This is a genomic window from Serratia liquefaciens ATCC 27592 (assembly GCF_000422085.1).
In the GTDB taxonomy this organism is placed as follows: Bacteria; Pseudomonadota; Gammaproteobacteria; order Enterobacterales; family Enterobacteriaceae; genus Serratia; species Serratia liquefaciens.
Genome location: NC_021741.1, coordinates 2,841,973 through 2,864,787 on the forward strand (window position 1 = coordinate 2,841,973; position 22,815 = coordinate 2,864,787).

Below are 22,815 nucleotides of genomic sequence, written 5' to 3' on the forward strand. Positions count from 1 at the left end.
GATTATTATGGCAACGACGAAGAAAGCAGCAAAAAACCATATCGGCCTGGACAGCAAACAATCGGCAAAACTCTCGGAAGCCTTGAATGCGCTGCTGGCGAATTATCAGGTGCTGTATATGAACGTACGCGGCTACCACTGGAACATTTCAGGCCCGCACTTCTTCGAGCTGCACGTCAAATTTGAAGAAACCTATAACGACCTGCTGACCAAAGTCGATGAATTGGCAGAGCGTATTTTGACCCTGGGTTCACAACCGCGTCATGCTTTTAGCGATTACCTGAAAACTTCCGACATCAAGGAAGACACCAACGTCACCGACGATAAAGGCACGCTAAGCGGTTTGTTGCACGGCTATTCGGTGCTGCTGCAACAGCAGCGTGAACTGCTGACGCTGGCCGCCGATGCCGGTGATGAAGGGACTGCTTCCCTGATGAGCGACTACATCAAAGAGCAGGAAAAACAGGTGTGGATGCTTAACGCCTATCTGGGTAAATAACCCCCAGTCTCCGCTAACAAAACAGTCCCCTCAGGGACTGTTTTCGTTTTACCACTCGTATGACACCACAAACAGCAACGAACGTCGGTGCTGATCGTCCAGGCGACGCCGCACCCGAATGATATGCCGATTGCTGCATGACTGGCGTTCCAACCAGCGATGCCTGCGGCGCTGGCTCTGCCGCAACATCCGCCAGCGGCCCACTTCGTTTCTACTGCGTCTCATCGTTTCGTTACTCATTCGTCAAAAGCCAACGGCGGGCATTATAGCCCTTTCACCGTGCGATCCAAGCCACAGTTTTTCGTATTTTACTCTGGCCCGACAACGCTGCAGTTAGCCCAAAATGTCCTTTTCGTTTACAGCAAGTGCCTTAAGACAATCATATTTTTGCAACATAAGCGCGGAGAAAAGGTTTCCCCTTTACCATTCTGTGCGTACACTCATCGTTGGTGGTTTGCGAACGGGATTTTTCGCCTTTATGACAACATTTTATACCGTAATCAGTTGGCTCATGGTGTTTGGTTACTGGCTGCTTATCGCCGGTGTGACCCTGCGTATTCTGATGAAACGCCGTGCCGTACCGTCAGCGATGGCCTGGCTGCTGGTTATCTACATTCTGCCGCTGTTCGGTATTGTGGCTTATTTATCTTTTGGCGAATTGCATCTGGGCAAACGCCGGGCCGAACGCGCCAAGGCCATGTGGCCCTCTACCGCACGCTGGCTGAGCGAATTAAAAGAGAGCCAGCGGATCTTCGCTACGGAGTACAGCGAGGTTGCCAGACCGCTGTTCCAACTTTGCGATCGCCGTCAGGGCATTGATGGTGTCAAAGGCAACCAACTTCAGCTGCTGACCACGACGGATTCAACGCTGGAAGCGCTTATCCGCGATATTGAGCTGGCTCGCCATAATATAGAGATGGTGTTTTATATCTGGCAGCCGGGCGGATTGGTGGATCAGGTCGCCGAGTCGCTGATGGCCGCTGCGCGCCGGGGCGTACACTGCCGCCTGATGCTGGATTCTGCCGGTAGCCTGCAATTCTTCCGCAGTCCCTATCCCGGCATGATGCGTAATGCCGGTATCGAAGTCGTGGAAGCACTCAAGGTCAACCTGTTCCGTGTGTTCCTTCGTCGAATGGATTTGCGTCAACACCGTAAAGTGGTACTTATCGACAACTATATTGCCTACACCGGCAGCATGAACATGGTGGACCCGCGCTATTTCAAACAGGATGCCGGCGTCGGCCAATGGATCGATTTGATGGCACGCATGGAGGGCCCGGTCGCCAGCACCATGGGGATCGTTTATGCCTGTGATTGGGAGATTGAAACCGGTAAACGCATCCTGCCGCCGCCGCCGGACGTCAATATCATGCCGTTCGAACAGGAAAGCGGCCACACGATCCAGGTTATCGCCTCCGGCCCCGGCTTCCCTGAAGAGATGATCCACCAGGCGCTGCTGACGGCCGTTTACTCTGCGCGCGAACAGCTGATCATGACCACGCCTTACTTTGTGCCAAGCGACGACCTGCTGCATGCTATCTGCACCGCTGCCCTGCGCGGGGTGGAAGTCAGCATTATTGTCCCACGCGACAACGACTCGACGATGGTACGCTGGGCCAGCCGCTCCTTCTTCTCCGAACTGCTGGAAGCGGGCGTGCGGATTTATCAGTTCGAAGGCGGTCTGCTGCATACCAAGAGCGTGTTGGTCGACGGTCAGCTCAGCCTGGTGGGTACGGTGAACCTGGACATGCGCAGCCTGTGGCTGAACTTCGAAATCACGCTGGTGATCGACGATGACGGTTTCGGCAGCGATCTGGCCTGTGTACAGGATGATTATATTGCCCGATCGCAGTTGCTGAACGCACAGGAGTGGCAGAAACGGCCGTTCTGGCATCGGATTGTCGAGCGCCTGTTCTACTTTTTCAGCCCGCTGCTATAAATGCCGTGGCGGGCATGGTTTAATAACGCCAAATCATTTGTGATCAGGATTTAATTATGGATTTGAATAACCGCCTTACTGAAGACGAAACGCTGGAACAGGCTTACGACATCTTTCTGGAACTGGCCGGCGACAATCTGGATCCGGCGGATATTCTGCTGTTCAATCTGCAGTTTGAGGAGCGCGGTGGCGCAGAACTGTATGACCCTGCGGAAGACTGGTCGGAACATGTGGATTTTGACCTGAACCCGGATTTCTTTGCCGAGGTAGTGATTGGTCTGGCAGACAGCGATGGCGAGCCAATCAATGACGTTTTTGCCCGCGTGCTGCTGTGCCGCGAGAAAGACCACAAGCTTTGCCACATCCTGTGGAAAGAGTAACCTTCTGATGTTCATATAACCCTGTCGGTCATCGCGACCGGCAGGGTTGCTTACCCTCCTCAGGCCACAATCACCTGAAGATTCGCCGGGAAAACCAAGTTCTTCAGTTTCTTCTCCGGATCGCTGGTCACCAACCACGAGATATCTTTTAACTCTGCCACCAGCCCTGTCGCATGGTTATTCAACTTGTGCCCATCGGCAAGGACAATGGTTTTGTTGCTGTTTTTGATCATCTGACGGGCAATGGCGGCCTCGTTCAAATCCTGATCCATCACCCCTGCCTTTGGGCTCACCGCCCCGGCACCGATGACCGCGTAATCCGCATAGAAAGCGCTGATCCCCTGCAATGCCACCGGGCCAATGCACTCCATTTTCGACAGGCCAAATTGGCCACCAATCAGGATCAGGTTAATCGTTGAATTGTCATGGAACAGATTGGCGATCACCGGAGAATTGGTGATGACGGTAAGCTGATTAATACCGGCAATCTGCTTGGCAAACTCCAGCGTCGTAGTCCCGAAGTCGATAAACAGCGAGTCCCCGGGCTTGATCAATTCGGCCGCCTTAATGGCAATGGCCTTTTTGTCGTCTTCAGCCAATTTGGCCCGCTGATTAAATTCCAGCTCAAACCCAAACTGAGCGATAACCGCCCCACCATGGATTTTCTTGATGTGTTTCAGCTCTTCAAGCTTATTCAGATCTCTGCGAATGGTTTCCTGAGAAACATTAAAGTCATCAGCCAATTCATTGACGAACACCTGCCCACTATTTTTCAACTTATCGAGAATGATGTTCCTTCGTTCTAATGCGTTTGAGTAATCCATCTTCTGATCCATTATGCTGTTTTTAACATTATAAAAAGTGTGGGTTTGCAGGGCGTTTTATTGCTTGGTCGACAATTGTTTACCAACTCCTCACGTGAAGCAACTGCCCATTTCACTTTTCACAGGGCTAAAACCACAGCATAACCACACTGCCAGAAGCCAAAACCAAGATATTGGTCACAATTAAATCGAAAATTGTGAGTTTGATGTTGATTTAATGTGTAGTGATGATACTAAATAATATAAACGGGCACAATGACAACATATAAACCACAAAATAGACCTGAGGGCTTTATGCTGAACCAACGCTATGCAGCCATTGACCAAGGAACAACAGGAACACGCGTCGTGGTGTTCGGCGAGGACGGAAAACATTTTTCCCCCGCCGCCATCGCGCACAAACAATTAACGCCCAATCCTGGTTGGGTTGAACATGATCCCATGGAGATCCTGCGCAATATTCGCACCTGTCTTAGCCAGTGTGGGGTGGTGGATGCCATTGGCCTGGCGCATCAGGGCGAAAGCGTCGTCGCCTGGGATGCCCAGAGCGGCCTGCCGCTCTATAACGCCATTATTTGGCAAGACCAGCGTACCGAATCCGTTATCCGTCAACTGCGCAATGAAGGTTTTGAAGAGACCATCAGGGCGAAGACCGGCTTGCCACTGGATACGTATTTTTCCGGAAGCAAGCTGGGATGGATCATGCGCAATGTGCCCGGTGCCCGTGAGCTTTCACGCCGCGGCCATTTGCGACTCGGTACGATGGACAGTTTTTTCATGTTCCACCTGTGCGGGACACACATCACCGATTTCAACTCGGCTTCCCGAACCTCGTTATTCAATATTCATACCCTGCAATGGGACGAAGAACTGTGTCGGTTATTTGGCGTTCCAATCGAAGCATTGCCAAACATTCGCGACAATACCGGCCATTTTGGCGACGTGACCTATGCCGGCAATACCACGCCGCTGACAGCCTGCATTGTCGATCAGTTTGCCGGCACTTATGGTCATGGCTGCCTGCAGCCCGGTCAGATGAAAATCACTTTCGGCACCGGCGCGTTTTTGCAATCGATTACCGGTCCCAAGGTTCCCGACGCGCAAGGCTCAGGGCTGCTCCCGACATTATGCTGGAAATTACCGGGCGAGCCTCCGCTCTACGGCCTGGATGGCGGCGTCTATAACGCGGCATCAGCCATTAACTGGGCCAAAAAGATCGGCTTGTACAGCGATATCGAGGAGTTCTCCGATTTCCCGGATGAACCGGCCATCGCTCGCGGCTTGGCTTTTATCCCTGCACTCTCCGGCTTGGGTTGCCCCTATTGGGATCGCTCGGCAGCCGGATTATGGGCTGGGCTGTCGCTGGAAACCGAGCGCAAAGACATGCTGCAGTCCATTCTTGAAGGGATCGCCATGCGCTCGGCCGAGGTGATCTACGCCATGGACAAAGTTCGGCCCATTGGCGACACCATTTCGGTGGACGGTGGCTTATCGGCCAACCTCTACTTTAAGCAGTTCCTCGCCAGCCTGATCCAAAAACGCATCGTTACCCCTGCCAACCGGGAAATTACCGCGCAGGGTGTCGCTTTGCTGGCTCGCAAGGGCTTAGGCAACACCCACCCGATGAATGTCAGAACACAACACGTCACCACTGAGCCTGCAGAACGCGATCTGTCTCCTTATTTTGCAAAATATAAGGACATTATTTCCCGTTCCCGCAACCTGCGCGGCGAATAAATAATAAGAAAACGGAGGCAATTATGTCTGAGATTGGCAACATCATTATCTATATCATTATGGCCGGGACCCTGCTCGGCGCCATGGCTTCGGTGATCAAACCCGAAAGCGGATTGGGCAAAGAATTCGTCAATGGTATTCATTCCATTGGCCCGGTATTTCTGGCCCAGGCCGGTATTATGGCGGCGATCCCGATTCTTTCTTACGCTATTACCTACACCGTCGGCCCTCTGTTCCAATCAATGGGATCGGATGCGTCCATTGCCGCTCTGTCGATTATCGCCGTTGATATGGGCGGCTATCAGTTGGCAGACGCGATCGCGGCTAACCGTGATCAATGGATCACAGCCATGTTGGTTGGCTACACCTCCGGTGCCAGTATCGTTTATTTAATTCCGGTCGGCCTGGTCATGCTGCAACAAAAAGACCACAAATATCTGGCGCTGGGCGCCATGGCGGGGTTAATCAGCATTCCGTTTGGCGTACTGATTTCATTGATGATCATCACGCTTAATAATATTCCGGTACGGGATATCATCTCCACGGCATCCCCCGCCAACCACTATTTAAGCATCGACTTCTTCAATGCCTTGCAACTGCTTTCCCCCCTGTTCGTTTTTTGCATCCTGCTGGCGTTAGGGCTGAAATACCGAACCCTATGGATGGTCAAATGCTTTCTGTTCTTTGGCAAGATTATGGATGCCTTTATCAAAATGGTGCTGGCCGCCTGTATTATTCAGCACTTCACCGGGGTCTTTAGCAAAGTCTTTGGCGGTTGGGTGTTCGATCCTCTTTTCGCCGACGAAAAAGAACTTTACCGGGCGATTGAGATTGCGGGCTATATCGGCATCATGCTGGCGGGCACCTTCCCGATTTGCTACCTGTTCCAGAAGTACTGCCAGCGCCCGATGAAGTTTATCGGCCGACAACTTCGGCTCACGGATGCCGGGGCCATTGGCATGGTCATGGTGCTGGCCAACATCATCGCCGTTTATCACCTGTTCAAAGATATGCGTGCCCGTGACAAAGTGCTGTGCGTGGCCTTTGGTATCTGCGCCCAGGCGACCTTAGGCGACCATTTGGCCTTTACCGCCAACTTCCAGCCCACCCTGGTCCTGCCGATTATGGTCGGTAAATTCCTTGCCGGTGCCATTGCCGTGACCATCGCAATCTTTATTTCCGTCCCGGAGGCGCAACGGATGGAGCAGCGCGACGCACGCGAAGAGGCGGCAGCGCAAAACGATCGGCCAACCGTTCCCCTGGCCGTTTAATTTCCCGCTTAATTCCCCAGCAGTGCCTGGCAGCCAGGCACTGCTTTCTTTATGTAATCCTATGAGGTTCACCATGCGTAAGATATTCCTTGCCTGCCCCTACAGCCATGCCGATGAGAACGTGGTGCAGGAGCGATTTCTCGCCTGCAATAAAGTGGCAGCCAACATCATCGAGGCCGGTCATGCGGTTTTCAGCCAGGTCACCATGTCGCACCCAATTAATTTGCAGTTGCAACACACTGATAAAGCAGAGATTGGCAAAATGTGGGCGCCGGTGGATGCGCTGTTTTTAGCCATGATGGAAGAGTTGATTATTTTGGACCTTCCCGGTTGGGATCAAAGCGCAGGCATTAAACGAGAGATTGAGTTCTATCAATCACGCAATCAACGCGTAAGTCTGTGGTCAGAGGTTGAACACGAATTCAAATAGCTCTCTGGACATCAGAATAAACTAAGCCTGCATATGCAGGCTTTTTCATTGTGCTAAGTGGGGAAAATCGCTATCGGGCGATAACGGTCAAGTGACTGTTCGGTGTGAGACCGGAAATATCGATATTTTTAAGAAGAATGCGACGTTCAGGCAAGCAGCGGTGCTTTCCGCGGTAAAGCTCTTTTTCACCGTCGCGTACGATGATTTCGCCTTTATGGTAACGGTTAACACGGACATTGAGCGTGACGCGATCGGCGGCCGGTGCTGACACGGAAACCCGATTTGGCGCAGCAAGACGGAATACCTCGTCCAGTTGAATAGGAATCTCAAATCGCACAGCGTCATCCTGTTGCAGAGATCGGGCAACTTGCCGACCTACGCGCAACCCTTCCTGGTAACACTGATCGCCCATATCGGCGGGGTGCGTCATATTACCTGCAACATAATAGGCCGGATCGGAACAGCGACCGTGCTGGTCGAACCATGGGCGGCCAGTCTCAGGCTCATAGGCCAAATGGCTGTTACGGATCAGCGTATACTCGCCGGTAAAGCGGCCGGTAAAAATAATGCTGTCGCAGGCCAATTGTTGTGAGCTGCCGTCCGCGGCGGTAAATTCGATACTTTCCACCCGCTCGCCGCCATTGATTTGAGTGATGTGCGCACCCAGATGGAGCTTAACGCCCATAATACGGGCATATAACGCGGCCACGCGGAACGCCGTTGGCCGGGGGTTTTCATCAATCAGAGCCAGCGCCTTGATGCCCGCATTGCGCAGCGTCCAGATAGTGGAAAAGCTGACCAGCTCAGACCCGACGATCACCGGCTTAAAGCCCGGCTTGAGTTTTTTCAGATAGATAAACTGCTGTAACGCCCCTGCGGTCAGAACACCCTGCGGCCTTACGCCGCTGACCAGCCTGGCATGGCGTGGCGTTTCGCGCACGCCCGTGGCAATAATCACGCGTTTGGCACGCAAGGTTTCAAGGCCCCGATCGCCAGAGATGATTACCTCACCGCCGGGCTTGATATCTACCACCGTGGTACCGGTTCTGATTTCACAATTGTTTTGCACCAGATTCAGAATGCGCTCGGCCCAGAGGTGCCCTTTCATCGGCCGGTAGAACGTCTGCATGCCGAACGTAGGATGACGGCAATGGCGCGGTACGCCACCCGCCTGTTTTTCTCTTTCCAACAGCAGAACGCGGTTTACGCCTTCATCCCATAAAGCGCGGGCTGCGGCCAAACCGGCCGGCCCGGCGCCAATAATAATCACGTCATATGACTGACTCATTCCACCCTCCCAACGACCAGCGCGTTGTCCAGACGATCGCCCACGATTTCGGCAACCTGATTACTGCAGAAAAAGCCGTTGCAGCGTCCCATCATGACGCGGGTACGGCGACGCAAACCACCGATACATTCAGGCGGCACCGCCGAGTGGAATGCCGCCTCCAGCTCACGCCGCGTGACCAATTCGCAGTGACACACAATGCCGCCATTGCCCGAACAGGCATAATCACGCGGCTGATAATCAGACAGCATCGGCATCACCGGCCACTGGAGCTCAGCAGGCGGTTGATCGGTAAAGAGCGGATTAAAATGGTCGCGATAAAGTGTTTCTACATGGGCGGCAATCCCCAACGCAGCCGTCAGCCCGGTGGAACGGATCCCGCCCACGCTGATCCAATTTTCCTGCGGATAGTGATAAATTCGGTACTCTTTCTTTTCCGTTGCCGGCCGTAGCCCGGCGTAGGTGGCGGTCACACTGTATTGCGTCAAAGTCGGCAACATCCGGCTGCCTTTTTCAATCAGCCCTTTGAGCACCGATTCATCGACATCGGCCCGGTTACGGTCGGTTTGCTCTTCAGCCGTCGGCCCCAGGATCATATTGCCGAAAATGGTTCGACACAGCAGAACGCCTTTGGTAGTGGGCGTCGGAACCGGCAGGATGATGGCATTGATATCCGCCGCGGCGGCTTTGTCATAGACCAGAAACTGCCCTTTCCTTGGGCGGATTTCATAATCCGGTTTCCGCCACAGGCCATCGATCAAATCACCATGGTTACCCGCACAGTTGATCACCAACTTAGTACGCACGCTGCCCTGGTTAGTCTGCAATAACCAACCTTGCTCATCGCGTGTCGCCTTGGTCACTTCACAGTTAAAACGGTAAGCCCCACCGTGCATCACGGCCTGCGTAACGTAAGCGAGCGGCGCACTCCAGGGATCGATGACATATTCACCGGGGACTAATACCCCACCCAGCACGCCCTCCGCTAATTTTGGCTCTCTCTGGTATACTTCAGCGGCAGAAATTTGCGCCACGTCCGTCACCCCATTTTCATGTGCCTGTTTCACTATGCCAGGCAGCGCCGCGAGCTGTTCTTCGTTCCAGGCCACCACGATGGCCGTGGTCTGCAACAGCGGAAGGTTCATCTTTTCTCTGATCGCCAAATACTCGTCGTAACCCGCCTGCATGCATTGCAGCTCCAGGCTTCCCGTTGGCGCATCAAAACCGGTATGGAGGATCGCGCTGTTGGCCTTGCTGGCGCCGGACAAGATATCGCCGCCACGCTCCAGCAATAGCGTTTTCGCGCCCATCAGGGTGAAACGTCGGAAAACGGCGCATCCCACTACGCCGCCTCCGATAACTACCACATCAACATTTTCATTTAGCTGTGTCATACGCGTTTTCTCACCACGAAACATGTGATAATAAAACCACATAAACCACACCATTACAACATCAAAACCACACTTTAAAATCGCAAAGGGGACAGCGAAAATCATAGAAAAATAGAATTACTCATTGAATTTTATTTATTATTTTAAATAAATACGATGAGCTTCATTTTTAGCCGCGTGAGTTATTTGTGGTTTTTGTTGGTTTTCCCTTGTGGCGGGAATGCCATAAAAAAAGGGTTCATGCAAACATGAACCCTTCAGGCAACAAAATGGAATGAAATGGCCGTTTACAGCGGATCGACCTTCAGACAGGACACGGCATGGCGGAAGCTGCCTTCCAGCAGCGGACGCGTCTTGGCACATTCCGGCCCGGCGATCGGGCAGCGGGTGCGGAACACGCAGCCAGATGGCGGGTTGATCGGCGAAGGCAGTTCCCCTTCCAGTAACTGGATCTGCTTTTCCTTCTCCTTGTCCGGATCTGGGATCGGCACCGCCGACATCAACGCTTTGGTGTAAGGATGCTGTGGATTGTGGTACACCTCATCATACGTACCCAGCTCCACCGCATGGCCCAGATACATCACCAACACACGGTCGGAGATGTGTTTGACCACCGCCAGATCGTGGGCGATAAAGATCAGCGACAGGCCCATTTCACGCTGCAGTTGCTGCAGCAGGTTCACCACCTGCGCCTGAATCGACACGTCTAACGCCGAGACCGGCTCATCACAGATCACCAACTTAGGTTCGAGGATCAAGGCGCGTGCAATCCCGATACGCTGGCACTGACCGCCAGAGAACTCGTGCGGATAGCGGTTGATCAGGTTAGGCAACAGACCAACCTTCAGCATCATCGCCTTTACCTTGTCTTTCACTTCCTGACGCGGCATTTTTGGGTAATAGGTACGCAGCGGTTCCGCGATAATTTCACCGATGGTCATGCGTGGGTTCAGCGAAGCCAGTGGATCCTGGAAGATCATCTGGATATCACTGCGGGTTTTGCGCCAGTCGACGTCACTCATGCCAAGCAGGTCTTTACCCAACCAGGCCACGCGGCCGCTGGTAGCCTTCACCAGGCCGATAATGGCGCGGGCGAACGTCGATTTGCCACAGCCGGACTCGCCCACCACGCCCAGGGTTTCCCCTTCGAACAGGCGCAGCGTCACGCCATCAACGGCCTTGAGCGTTTTTGGCGGCTGCCAGAACCACTGTTTGTCATCATGAATGTCGAAGTGCACTTTCAAATCGGCCACTTCGAGCAGCACTTTCTTGTCGGTTACCGCAGTCATACCAACGCCTCCACCGGTTTAAAGCAGGCGCGCAGGCGCCCTTCACCAAACTGCTCCAATGGCGGAGCGCTCGAACATTGCGCCATCGCGTACGCACAACGCGGTTGGAACGGACAGCCCTTCGGCAGGCGCAGCAGGTTCGGCGGGTTGCCGGGAATGGTCATCAGCGCTTCGCCTTCGGCGTCAAGACGCGGTACCGCATTCAGCAAACCAATAGAATAAGGATGGCTCGGGTGATAGAACACATCCCGTGCGCTACCGTATTCCATGGTACGCCCGGCATACATCACCAAGACCTTATTACAGATACCGGCCACAACGCCCAGGTCGTGGGTGATCATGATGATCGCGGTATTGAACTCGCGCTTCAGCTCGTTCAGCAGCGTCATGATCTGCGCCTGCACCGTCACATCCAATGCGGTGGTCGGCTCATCGGCAATCAGCAGCTTGGGCCGGCACAGCAGTGCCATGGCGATCATCACGCGCTGGCGCATGCCGCCGGAAAACTCATGCGGGTACATGCGCATGCGCTTGCGCGCTTCCGGCATTTTGACCGCATCTAACATGCGAACCGACTCTTCGAAAGCTTCGCTTTTGCTCATGTTTTTATGCAGCATCAGCACTTCCATCAGCTGCTCACCAACGCGCATATAAGGGTTGAGCGAGGTCATCGGGTCCTGGAAAATCATCGAAATTTCTTCTGCCCGCAGCTTGTTGAGCTGTTTTTCCGGCAGGTTGAGGATTTCACGACCGTTAAATTTGGCCGAACCGCCAATGCGGCCATTGCTGGCCAGCAGTCCCATCAACGCGAAGGCGGTCTGGGATTTGCCGGAACCGGATTCGCCCACGATACCCAGCGTTTCACCGGCGCGCAGATCAAAATTCAGATCGTTCACTGCCGTCACGTCACCGTCCGGGGTGCCGAAGGTCACGCGCAGATCTTTTACATCCAGCAACAGCGACGACTTCACGCTGCCGGCGGTTTGCAACTGCGGATTTTCAATGGTGCTCATGATTGCACTCCTTAACGATCTTTCGGGTCGAGGGCGTCACGCAGGCCATCGCCGATAAAGTTGAAACAAAACAGAGTGACAACCAGGAAACCCGCCGGGAACAGCAGCAACCACGGTGAAACTTCCATCGAGTTGGCGCCATCGCTCAGCAATGCACCCCAGCTGCTTAACGGCTCTTGCGTACCCAGCCCCAGGAAGCTGAGGAAAGATTCGAACAAGATCATGCTCGGTACCAGCAGTGAGGCGTAAACCACCACCACACCCAGCACGTTCGGCACGATATGGCGCAGCACGATGTTGCGGCTCGAAACCCCGCACACCAACGCCGCTTCGATAAATTCTTTACGCTTCAGGCTCAGAGTTTGGCCACGCACGATACGCGCCATATCCAGCCACGACACCATGCCGATAGCGACAAAGATCAGCAGGATATTCTGCCCGAAGAAGGTCACCAGCAGGATCACGAAGAACATGAACGGGAAGGAGTTGAGGATCTCCAGCAGACGCATCATCACCGAGTCGATTTTACCGCCCAGGTAACCCGACATTGCGCCATACAGGGTGCCAACAATCACCGCCACCAGCGCAGCCGACACGCCAACCATCAGCGAGATACGCCCGCCAATTGCCACGCGCACCAGCAGATCGCGCCCCGACGAGTCCGTACCGAAGTAGTGCGCCGATTCGAGACTTGGCGCGGCCGACATCATCGCCCAATCGGTATCGTCATAGGCAAACTGCGACAGCCACGGCGCCGCAATCACAAACAGAGTAATCAAAGCCAATACGAACAGGCTGCTGAGCGCCGCCCGGTTGTGCACAAAGCGGCGACGGGCATCCTGCCACAGGCTGCGTCCTTCCACTTCGAGCTTCTCGCTGAAGTTCTCCAGAGCCTCGCTGTTCTTTTTCGTCAACATCATTTGCGTGCTCCAGCTTAATAACGAATTTTTGGATCGATAACGGCGTACAGCACGTCCACGATCGCGTTAAACAGGATAGTCAGAGCGCCAACCAGAATGGTCAGACTCAATACCAAAGAGTAGTCGCGGTTAAGCGCGCCGTTAACAAACAGCTGGCCGATACCCGGCAGGCCGTAAATGGTTTCGATAACCATTGACCCCGTGATGATGCCGACAAACGCCGGGCCCATATAGGAAAGCACGGGCAATAACGCAGGCTTCAACGCATGGCGCAATATAATGCGGCGCATAGGCAAACCCTTGGCGCGCGCGGTACGGATAAAGTTTGAATGCAGCACTTCAATCATCGAGCCACGCGTGATACGGGCGATACTGGCGATATAGGCCAACGACAGCGCCACCATTGGCAGGATGATAAATTTCGGTGCCCCGCCGTTCCAGCCCCCTCCCGGCAGCCATTTCAGCGTGATGGCAAAGATCAGTACCAGTAACGGCGCCACCACGAAACTGGGGATCACCACCCCGGTCATGGCAAAACCCATCACCGTATAGTCCCATTTGGTATTTTGATTCAGCGCAGCCACCACACCGGCGCTAACACCCAGGATCACCGCCAGCAAAAATGCGGCCAGGCCCAGTTTGGCAGAGACCGGGAATGAAGCAGCCACCAGATCGTTGACCGAATAATCTTTATATTTGAATGAAGGGCCAAAATCGCCCTGCGACAGCTGGGCCAGATAATGGCCGTACTGTTTCCAGATAGGATCGTTCAAATGATATTTGGCTTCGATGTTGGCCATCACTTCCGGCGGCAACGCGCGTTCGCCGGTAAATGGACTGCCGGGCGCCAGGCGCATCATAAAGAAGGAGATGGTGATCAGAATAAATAGCGTCGGGATCGCTTCCAATAAGCGACGAAATATAAATTTAAGCATTGCCCTAACCCTGTGTTGCAGCCTGATAACGGCTTATTATTCACAACATGGGCCGGCGGTTAACACCGCCGGCACTTACCGTATCAATGCTTGATGATGTACAGGTTTTTATCGTACACGTTATCAAGCGGGTCTTTACCGGTGTAACCCCCAACATAAGGCTTCACCAGACGGGCATTCACGTAATAATAAACCGGAACGATGGCAGAATCTTTATCCAGCTGAACTTCGGCTTTCTGATACAGCTCGGCACGTTCTTCTTTGGTTTTCGCCGTCAGCACATTGGCCATCAGCTTATCGAATTCGGCGCTCTTATAGTGCGGGGTGTTACTGCTGCTGTCAGACAGCATCATGTTCAGGAACGAGCTAGGTTCGTTGTAGTCTGCACACCAGCCGGCACGCGCAACGTCGTAGGTCCCCTGATGGCGGGTATCCAGGAAGGTTTTCCACTCCTGGTTCACCAACTTCACATCCACACCCAGGTTTTTCTTCCAGATGGAGGCTGCGGCAATCGCCAGCTTCTTATGCAGATCAGAAGTGTTGTACAACAGGGAGAAAGTCAGCGGTTTGCCTGGACCATAGCCTGCATCAGCCAGCAGCTTTTTCGCCACTTCATTGCGTTTTTCTTGCGTCCAGCTGAACCACTCAGGCGGAGTCAGTTTGGCGCCGTCGGTGTATGGCGGTGTGAAGCTGTAAGCCGGCAGATCGCCCTGGTTTTTCACTTTATTGGTGATGATGTCGCGATCCAGACCCAATTTCAGCGCTTCACGCACGCGTGCGTCAGTAAATGGCGCTTTCTGGTTGTTGATTTCGTAGTAGTAGGTACACAGATAAGGATCTACGTGAACCTCTTTCGGGATCTCTTTTTTCAACTTCTGGAACAGTTCGATCGGCATGTTGTTATAGGTCATGTCGATTTCGCCAGTGCGGTAACGGTTAACGTCGGTCACTTCCGAAGAAATTGGCAGGAAGGTCACTTTGTTGATGATGGTTTTCGCGTTATCCCAATATTCCGGGTTACGTTCCAGCACAATACGTTCGTTAACCACCCAATCTTTCAGTTTGTAAGCGCCGTTGCTGACGTAGTTGGCCGGTAAGGTCCACTTCTCGCCAAACTTCTCGACGGCTTCTTTATATACGGGCTTCATCGCATAGTGCGGCGTCATTTCAACCAGGTATGGCACCGGCTCGGTCAGGGTCACCTGGAAGGTGTGGTCATCAATGGCTTTCACGCCCAGGGTAGACTTATCTTTCTTGCCGGCGATGACGTCATCCACGTTTTCTACGTGGGCATATTGCAGGTAGCTGGCATAAGGTGATGCGGTTTTTGGATCCACCACGCGCTGCCAGCTATACACGAAATCTTGCGCCGTGACCGGCTTGCCGTTCGACCATTTTGCGTCTTTACGCAGATGGAAGGTCCAGACTTTAAAATCTTTGTTATCCCAGCTTTCCGCTACGCCCGGGACAATGGAACCATCCAGGCCGTTGTTGGCCAGGCCTTCCATCAGATCGCGCGTTACGTTGTTTTCAGGCACGCCTTCGATTTTATGCGGGTCGAGCGATTGCACTTCCGAACCGTTGTTCTTAACGATCTCTTGTTTGTCCGCCAGTTGCACGCCCGCCGGCACGTCGGCCGCAAAAGCACTTCCGGTTGCTGTGATACCCAGCGCGGCAATAATGCCGGCCGCAAGGATGGTTTTTTTCGTGATGTTGGTCATGTGTATACTCCAGTTTTTATTATCACAGGCTCATCGTGGAGCCTGCGTTGCCCGTGAGCGGACCTTGTTATACCGGCTGTCGCTGAACGAATACGGCAGGCGGCCTTCCCTGTATTACTCCACCGCTGATGGCGTGGCGTAATACCCCTCGTTACTGCTTGATGATGTACAGATTTTTCACATCGGTGTAGTCCAGCGGATCTTTACCGGTAAAGCCCCCCACCGACGGTCTGATCAGGCGGGCGCTGACGCGGTAATACACCGGAATCAACGCCGAATCTTTATCTAACTGAGCTTCTGCCTGCTGATAAAGGGCGGCGCGTGTAGCCTCGTCCGGCGCTTTTAGCGTGCCGGCCATCAGGGCGTCAAACGCCGGGCTCTTGTAAAAAATGGTGTTGATGCTGCTGTTGGAAAGCACCAGATTGAGGAATGCGCTCGGCTCGTTGTAGTCACCGCACCAAGTGGCACGCGCTATGTCGTACTGCCCCTGATGGCGGCTTTCAAGCGAGGTTTTCCATTCTTGATTGCGCAGTGTCACCTCAGCGCCGAGGTTTTTCTTCCACATCGAAGCGGCGGCGATGGCCTGCTGCTTATTTTGGTCGGAGGTGTTGTACAGCAGCGTGAACTTAAGCGGTTTGGCGGCGCTGAAACCGGCTTGCTCCAGCAGCTTCCTGGCCTCGGCATTGCGCTGTTCCTGGCTCCAACTCGCCCACGCCGGCGCGGTGAATTTAGCGCCCTCAGTAAAGGTTGGGGTGAAACTGAACGCCGGGATCTGACCCTGGCCCATGATTTTGTTGGCGATAATGTCGCGGTCCAGCGTAAGTTTCACGGCAGCGCGCACTCGCGGATCGGTAAAGGGCGCACGCTGGTTGTTAATTTCGTAATAAAAGGTGCACAGATAAGGGTTAACGTGCAGTTGTTCAGGGATCTCTTTCTTCATCTTCGCGAATAGGTTCGGCGGGATGGCGCTGTTGGTGATATCAATTTCACCACTGCGGAAGCGGTTAACGTCACTGACCTCGGAGGCGATCGGCAAGAACGTCGCCTTATCGATCACCGTTTTCTTGTTGTTCCAATAGCTCGGGCTGCGTTCAAGCACAATACGCTCATTCACCACCCACTCTTTCAAGCGATAGGCTCCATTGCCGACATAGTTCGCCGGTAGCGTCCATTTCTCGCCAAACTTCTCGATCACCGAACGTTTTACCGGCTTCAGCGAGGTGTGGCTCAGCATGCTAATGAAGTAAGGTACCGGTTCGCTCAGCGTGACCTGCAGCGTTTTATCATCGATGGCTTTAATACCCAGGCTTTGCGGCGTTTTCTTGCCGGTCAGGATGTCGTCGATATTTTCAATTTTGGCGTACTGCAGATAGCTGGCGTAAGGCGAGCCGGTTTTCGGATCGGCCAGGCGCTGCCAGCTATAAACGAAGTCCTGTGCGGTAACCGGGGAACCGTCGCTCCACACCGCGTCCGGACGCAGGTGGAAAGTCCAGGTTTTAAAATCCTGATTTTCCCACTGGGCTGCCGCCGCCGGTACCACATGCCCATTGGCATCGGTGCTGACCAGCCCTTCCAACAGGTTAAGAATAATATTACTTTCCGGTATCCCCTCGACCTTATGCGGATCCAACGAAGCCACTTCCGTGCCGTTGTTAATTACAATGTTCTGCTGCTGAGCCAATTGCACTCCGGCCGGAACGTCGGCCGCCTGAGCAGAATATACGGCGCTGATACTCAGCAAGCCGGCAATGAACATAGCCAATGGAGTACGCTTTCGGGTTTGCTGCATGGTCGAGGCTCCTTTTCACCAACAAGCATTGCTTATCGATATTCGTGAAGTATTTATAAGAATTCTAAATAAACAGACACCAGCAAAAATCATTCCCACTTTGACGACGCAATCGCGTTAATTGCGCGTAGAAAGTTGCTCGGAAATTAGCAGAAGGCAAATTCCATAGCCAATAATTTTTACAGAAATGTTAAGCAATTCTCTTTTATTGCATCAAGCCCGATCTGTACCCCCCGGACGAGGGTGACAGTTACATAACATAACTAATTGATTTTAATCAGATAAAATAAAGAAAGCCTTATCCTGACGGCACGAAGCAAACTGGCAAAACAGACAAAGAAACATTCAGTTAACAAACCGACCGTTCAAAGAACAAACACCTGCTTATGTGCGGTTAATCACTAATAACACCTGGATGAAAGCGAGACAAGCCCTACAGAATGATGTGATTAAATTAACAGCGGATTTGATGTTAGGAGGCAGAAAAAGGGCAAAAACTGGGGAGGATAAGGGGTAAAAACAACGCTTAGCGTTTTTATTGAGCAACAAATTGAGATTTATGCCACATCCTGGTGCAAGTGAATAAAATTCATTCATATTGCGCACTATATTAATGCGAACCAATAATTGATTTTAATTTTTAAAATTAATTTGAGTCGCGAATCACCCTATTCACGACTCCGTCGCCGGATTACAACAGTCCCGGGAATATGGCCTTAATACCGGTAACGATAAATTCGATACCCAAAGCCATCAGCAATAAACCCATGATTCGGGTGATGACGTTAATGCCGGTTTGCCCCAATAAACGCACCAACAAAGGCGCGGCCCGGAACAACAGCCAACAACAAAAGGCAAACAACGCGATAGCGAGAGTAAAGCCCAACAGGTTCTGCCAGCTATGGTAGCGGGAACTCCAAACGATGGTGGAGCTGATCGCACCCGGTCCGGCCATAAGCGGTAATGCCAGCGGCACGACGCCAATGCTTTCGCGGATCGCGCTTTCTGATTTTTCCTGTTTGTTCTGTTTGTCTTCCCCCAGTTTGCCGCTGATCATCGACATCGCAATGGTAACCACCAGGATGCCACCGGCAATGCGGAAGGAATCGATTGAGATGCCGAACATGCGCAAAATCCCCTCCCCCAAAAATAGCGAGGTCCACAGGATAATGGCGACCGACAGATTGGCGGTCAGGTTGGTTTTGTTGCGCCCGGCAGCTGCCTGGTAGCTGGTCATGCTGATAAATACCGGCAAAATGCCCACCGGGTTCACCAGCGCAAACAGGCCGACAAAAAATTTAATGTAGCCGGAAAAATCCAACAGAGATTGGCCCACAAATGACTCCGCTTTAATAGCTTTAAAAGTGACACTGCCTACGCGCGCTAATGTAATGGAATTGCCACGGGTTATCCATTGGTCATCAGCAGGATTTTTATCTATTAATACGTGTATTGATAAAGTAAATCACCATTGTTAACGTAATGTACGGTTTATGATTTTTTATGTTGAAAAAAGTGCCTGACATCGCAGTTATTAAGAATGATTCTCAAAAACCATAGCTGAATGGTGTCAGCATGCGATTTTTTTGATTTAAATCACATAATCACTACCCAAGAGTAGTTAAGCTCTTAGTCGTAGTCAGGGAGTAGAACAGGTTAAGGAAAAAGTGGCATCTCTGTTCGGCCCGCTGTCTTCTCCTGCTGAGGCATCGGGTAAAGCTCTTTAAGCAAATCAGCAACATGCAGCACAAAAAGATGGGAAACCTTTGTTTTTAAAACAGCATTTTCCACCGATCTGTCTATACTAGTTGCTCGCACGGCTGATTTACTGAAAGAGTTTAACATTATCAGGAGAGCATTATGGCTGTAACAAATGTCGCTGAACTGAACGAGCTAGTTGCACGTGTCAAAAAAGCCCAGCGCGAATATGCCAACTTCACTCAAGAGCAAGTTGATAAAATTTTCCGCGCTGCTGCCCTCGCCGCTGCCGATGCCCGTATTCCTCTGGCTAAAATGGCCGTTGAAGAATCCGGTATGGGTATCGTTGAAGATAAAGTGATCAAGAACCACTTCGCATCAGAGTTTATCTATAACGCCTATAAAGATGAAAAAACCTGCGGTATCCTGTCTGAAGACGATACTTTCGGTACCATCACCATCGCCGAACCTATCGGCCTGATTTGCGGTATCGTACCCACCACCAACCCAACTTCCACGGCCATTTTCAAAGCGTTAATCAGCCTGAAAACCCGTAACGGTATCATCTTCTCTCCGCACCCACGTGCGAAAAACGCCACCAACAAAGCGGCTGATATCGTGCTGCAGGCAGCGATTGCCGCCGGTGCGCCAAAAGACATCGTCGGCTGGATCGATCAACCTACCGTTGAACTCTCCAACCAACTGATGCACCACCCTGACATCAACCTGATCCTGGCCACCGGTGGCCCAGGCATGGTGAAAGCAGCCTACAGCTCCGGCAAACCGGCCATCGGCGTGGGTGCGGGTAATACCCCGGTAGTGGTTGACGAAACGGCGGATATCAAACGCGTCGTGGCCTCTATTCTGATGTCTAAAACCTTCGACAGCGGTGTGATTTGCGCCTCTGAGCAATCCGTCATCGTGGTTGACTCCATCTATGACGCAGTGCGCGAACGTTTCGCATCCCATGGCGGCTACATGCTGCAGGGTAAAGAGCTGAAGGCCGTACAGGACATCATCCTGAAAAACGGTGGCCTCAATGCGGCTATCGTCGGTCAGTCAGCACCGAAAATCGCTGAAATGGCAGGCATCAAAGTCCCGGCAAGCACTAAAGTGCTGATCGGTGAAGTGAAGCTGGTCGATGAGTCAGAACCTTTCGCTCACGAAAAACTGTCGCCAACGCTGGCTATGTATCGCGCCAAAGACTTTGAAGACGCCGTCAGCAAAGCGGAAAAACTGGTCGCGATGGGCGGTATCGGTCACACCTCTTGTCTGTACACCGATCAGGATAACCAGCCGGAACGCGTAGCCTTCTTCGGCGACAAGATGAAAACCGCGCGTATCCTGATCAACACCCCTGCTTCTCAGGGTGGGATCGGTGACCTGTACAACTTCAAACTCGCTCCGTCTCTGACGCTGGGCTGCGGTTCCTGGGGCGGTAACTCCATCTCTGAAAACGTCGGTCCAAAACACCTGATCAACAAGAAAACTGTAGCGAAGCGAGCAGAAAACATGTTGTGGCATAAACTTCCGAAATCAATCTACTTCCGCCGTGGCTCACTGCCAATCGCGCTGGAAGAAGTAGCGACCGACGGGGCAAAACGCGCCTTCATTGTGACCGACCGCTACCTGTTCAACAACGGCTATGCAGACCAGATCACCTCCGTTCTGAAATCGCACGGCATTGAAACAGAAGTATTCTTTGAAGTTGAAGCGGATCCAACGCTGTCCATCGTGCGTAAAGGCGCTGAACAGATGAACTCCTTCAAGCCAGACGTGATCATCGCGCTGGGCGGCGGTTCACCGATGGATGCTGCGAAGATCATGTGGGTGCTGTACGAACACCCTGAAACCCACTTCGAAGACCTGGCGCTGCGCTTTATGGATATCCGTAAGCGTATCTACAAGTTCCCGAAAATGGGCGTGAAGGCAAAAATGATTGCCGTCACCACCACTTCAGGCACCGGTTCAGAAGTTACGCCGTTTGCAGTAGTGACCGACGACGTAACCGGCCAGAAATATCCTCTGGCGGATTACGCATTGACACCAGACATGGCGATTGTTGACGCCAACCTGGTCATGAACATGCCGAAATCCCTGTGCGCCTTCGGTGGCCTGGATGCGGTAACTCACGCGCTGGAAGCTTATGTTTCAGTCCTGGCGAACGAATACTCCGACGGTCAGGCGCTGCAAGCGTTGAAACTGCTGAAAGAGTATCTGCCAACCAGCTATAAAGAAGGTGCCAAGAACCCGGTAGCCCGTGAGCGCGTGCACAATGCTGCGACCATCGCCGGTATCGCGTTCGCCAACGCCTTCCTCGGGGTTTGCCACTCAATGGCCCACAAACTGGGCTCCGAGTTCCATATCCCACACGGTTTGGCCAACGCCATGCTGATTTCCAACGTCATTCGCTATAACGCGAACGACAACCCGACCAAGCAAACGGCTTTCAGCCAGTACGACCGCCCACAAGCGCGTCGCCGCTACGCTGAAATCGCTGACCATCTCGGCCTGAGCGCACCGGGTGACCGTACCGCACAGAAAATCGAGAAGCTGCTGACCTGGCTGGACGAGATCAAGGCCGAACTAGGCATCCCTGCTTCAATCCGCGAAGCCGGCGTGCTGGAAGCCGATTTCCTGGCGAAAGTAGACAAGCTGTCTGAAGACGCCTTTGACGACCAATGTACCGGTGCTAACCCACGTTATCCGCTGATTGCTGAACTCAAGCAAATCATGCTGGATACCTTCTACGGACGTAAATTCAGCGAAGCGGTTGATGAAGAGGTTCTGGCCGCACCGGTTGTCGCCAAGACGGTAAAGAAGACCAAAAAATAACGGTTCATTGAATGAGCCAACAAAAAACCGCCGAAAGGCGGTTTTTTTATGCGGCGAAATCATTGGTCAAGCCGCCATGTCTGTTCAATAGCCCCCAAACGCGCCAGAAGGTGCTCTGTTGCGCTCGGGCAATCATTCCAAGGCCTGTATAGCCTCTTTGTAATGCTTACGGCAGACGGAGACGTAGCTTTCGTTCCCGCCAATCACCACCTGTTCGCCAGCATGCATCGCCTGCCCGTTCTCATCGAGCCGCAGCACCATATTCGCCTTACGCCCGCAATGACAAATGGTTTTCAACTCCACCAGTTTGTCCGCCCAAGCCAGCAAATATTGACTGCCAATAAATAGTTCCCCCAGGAAATCAGTACGCAAACCGTAGCACAACACCGGAATATCCAACTGATCGACAACATCGCACAATTGCTCAACCTGCTGTTTGGTCAGGAACTGGCTTTCATCGAGCAGAACGCAATGTACAGGCTGCTGCTGATGTTCCTGGGCAATCATCGCAAATAGCATAGAGTCATTATTGTAGAGCTGTGCCTGGGAAGACAGGCCGATCCGCGAACTCACCTTACCCACGCCAAAACGGTGATCTATTTCGGCGGTAAACACCAGCGTACGCATACCACGTTCTTGATAATTATATGAAGATTGCAACAACGCAGTAGATTTCCCTGCATTCATAGCAGAGTAATAAAAATAAAGTTGAGCCATGGGCCAGCAACTCCAATGGTATAAGAAATATTCAGCGGTTGATTCAGAAGCCAAGTGTAACATAAGGCGCCCGTCGGCTCACACCTTCGGATTAATCAATACCGCGGACAAAGCAATACCAGACTTTCAAATGAAA

The 22,815-nt window shown here is 52.7% G+C and carries 19 protein-coding genes; 7 read left to right on the top strand and 12 right to left on the bottom strand.

Features of this window, described 5'->3' with window-relative positions; translation table 11 throughout:
* Positions 1 to 7 precede the first annotated feature (7 nt).
* Complete coding sequence (locus tag M495_RS13235) at positions 8 to 499, top strand: Dps family protein (protein WP_020827174.1); 492 nt, start codon at positions 8 to 10, stop codon at positions 497 to 499.
* Between the two features lie 48 nt (positions 500 to 547).
* Here M495_RS13235 and M495_RS25000 read toward each other — a convergent pair whose 3' ends face one another.
* Positions 548 to 724, bottom strand: a complete 177-nt coding sequence (locus M495_RS25000; RefSeq protein ID WP_071827036.1) for a YciY family protein — start codon at positions 722 to 724, stop codon at positions 548 to 550.
* Positions 725 to 977: 253 nt separating this feature from the next.
* On the opposite strand from M495_RS25000, the gene cls reads away from it, so the two are divergent.
* Positions 978 to 2,438, top strand: a complete 1,461-nt coding sequence (cls, locus tag M495_RS13240) for a cardiolipin synthase (RefSeq protein ID WP_041414608.1) — start codon at positions 978 to 980, stop codon at positions 2,436 to 2,438.
* A gap of 56 nt (positions 2,439 to 2,494) precedes the next feature.
* Entirely contained in the window at positions 2,495 to 2,818 is a 324-nt protein-coding gene (locus M495_RS13245; RefSeq protein WP_004945300.1) for an HI1450 family dsDNA-mimic protein, read from the top strand.
* A gap of 59 nt (positions 2,819 to 2,877) precedes the next feature.
* On the opposite strand, the gene M495_RS13250 is transcribed toward M495_RS13245, so the two are convergent.
* Entirely contained in the window at positions 2,878 to 3,642 is a 765-nt protein-coding gene (locus tag M495_RS13250) for a DeoR/GlpR family DNA-binding transcription regulator (RefSeq protein WP_020827176.1), read from the bottom strand.
* A 294-nt stretch (positions 3,643 to 3,936) separates the two neighbouring features.
* Here M495_RS13250 and M495_RS13255 point away from each other — a divergent pair, with 294 nt between their 5' ends.
* The 3 genes from M495_RS13255 (at position 3,937) to M495_RS13265 (ending at position 7,080) form a co-directional block, all read left to right on the top strand.
* Positions 3,937 to 5,379 carry a glycerol kinase gene (locus M495_RS13255; RefSeq protein ID WP_041414611.1) on the top strand — a complete coding sequence of 481 codons (1,443 nt, stop codon included), beginning with the start codon at positions 3,937 to 3,939 and terminating at the stop codon, positions 5,377 to 5,379.
* 23 nt (positions 5,380 to 5,402) lie between these two features.
* The gene (gene eutH, locus M495_RS13260) at positions 5,403 to 6,650 is read left to right on the top strand and encodes an ethanolamine utilization protein EutH (RefSeq protein ID WP_020827178.1); all 1,248 of its coding nucleotides are present in this window, start codon (positions 5,403 to 5,405) and stop codon (positions 6,648 to 6,650) included.
* 73 nt (positions 6,651 to 6,723) lie between these two features.
* A complete protein-coding gene (locus tag M495_RS13265; protein WP_020827179.1) occupies positions 6,724 to 7,080 on the top strand; it encodes a DUF1937 family protein in 357 nt (118 codons plus the stop codon).
* Between the two features lie 70 nt (positions 7,081 to 7,150).
* Here M495_RS13265 and M495_RS13270 read toward each other — a convergent pair whose 3' ends face one another.
* The 9 genes from M495_RS13270 to M495_RS13310 all read right to left on the bottom strand — a co-directional run bounded on the left by M495_RS13270 (position 7,151) and on the right by M495_RS13310 (position 18,765).
* A complete protein-coding gene (locus tag M495_RS13270; RefSeq protein ID WP_020827180.1) occupies positions 7,151 to 8,368 on the bottom strand; it encodes an FAD-dependent oxidoreductase in 1,218 nt (405 codons plus the stop codon).
* On the bottom strand, positions 8,365 to 9,762 hold the full coding sequence (locus M495_RS13275; RefSeq protein WP_041415426.1) for an NAD(P)/FAD-dependent oxidoreductase: 1,398 nt from the start codon (positions 9,760 to 9,762) through the stop codon (positions 8,365 to 8,367). Before M495_RS13275 ends, M495_RS13270 begins: the two co-directional genes overlap by 4 nt.
* Positions 9,763 to 10,049: 287 nt before the next feature.
* The gene (gene oppF / locus M495_RS13280) at positions 10,050 to 11,051 is read right to left on the bottom strand and encodes a murein tripeptide/oligopeptide ABC transporter ATP binding protein OppF (RefSeq protein ID WP_020827182.1); all 1,002 of its coding nucleotides are present in this window, start codon (positions 11,049 to 11,051) and stop codon (positions 10,050 to 10,052) included.
* Positions 11,048 to 12,064: an ABC transporter ATP-binding protein gene (gene oppD / locus M495_RS13285; RefSeq protein WP_020827183.1), complete on the bottom strand. Its 1,017-nt coding sequence runs from the start codon at positions 12,062 to 12,064 to the stop codon at positions 11,048 to 11,050. Before oppD ends, oppF begins: the two co-directional genes overlap by 4 nt.
* A gap of 11 nt (positions 12,065 to 12,075) precedes the next feature.
* Positions 12,076 to 12,984, bottom strand: coding sequence for an oligopeptide ABC transporter permease OppC (oppC, locus tag M495_RS13290; RefSeq protein ID WP_020827184.1), 909 nt, complete (start codon positions 12,982 to 12,984; stop codon positions 12,076 to 12,078).
* A 14-nt stretch (positions 12,985 to 12,998) separates the two neighbouring features.
* On the bottom strand, positions 12,999 to 13,919 hold the full coding sequence (gene oppB / locus M495_RS13295) for an oligopeptide ABC transporter permease OppB (protein ID WP_020827185.1): 921 nt from the start codon (positions 13,917 to 13,919) through the stop codon (positions 12,999 to 13,001).
* An 83-nt stretch (positions 13,920 to 14,002) separates the two neighbouring features.
* A complete protein-coding gene (oppA, locus tag M495_RS13300; RefSeq protein ID WP_020827186.1) occupies positions 14,003 to 15,640 on the bottom strand; it encodes an oligopeptide ABC transporter substrate-binding protein OppA in 1,638 nt (545 codons plus the stop codon).
* Positions 15,641 to 15,791: 151 nt separating this feature from the next.
* On the bottom strand, positions 15,792 to 17,429 hold the full coding sequence (locus M495_RS13305) for an ABC transporter substrate-binding protein (RefSeq protein ID WP_020827187.1): 1,638 nt from the start codon (positions 17,427 to 17,429) through the stop codon (positions 15,792 to 15,794).
* A gap of 691 nt (positions 17,430 to 18,120) precedes the next feature.
* Positions 18,121 to 18,765 (bottom strand): YchE family NAAT transporter, encoded by a 645-nt coding sequence (locus tag M495_RS13310; protein ID WP_020827188.1) that lies wholly within the window; start codon positions 18,763 to 18,765, stop codon positions 18,121 to 18,123.
* Positions 18,766 to 19,289: 524 nt separating this feature from the next.
* Here M495_RS13310 and adhE point away from each other — a divergent pair.
* Positions 19,290 to 21,962 (top strand): bifunctional acetaldehyde-CoA/alcohol dehydrogenase, encoded by a 2,673-nt coding sequence (gene adhE, locus M495_RS13315; RefSeq protein WP_020827189.1) that lies wholly within the window; start codon positions 19,290 to 19,292, stop codon positions 21,960 to 21,962.
* Positions 21,963 to 22,094: 132 nt separating this feature from the next.
* On the opposite strand, the gene M495_RS13320 is transcribed toward adhE, so the two are convergent.
* Positions 22,095 to 22,679, bottom strand: coding sequence for a thymidine kinase (locus M495_RS13320; RefSeq protein ID WP_020827190.1), 585 nt, complete (start codon positions 22,677 to 22,679; stop codon positions 22,095 to 22,097).
* Positions 22,680 to 22,815: the final 136 nt, after the last annotated feature.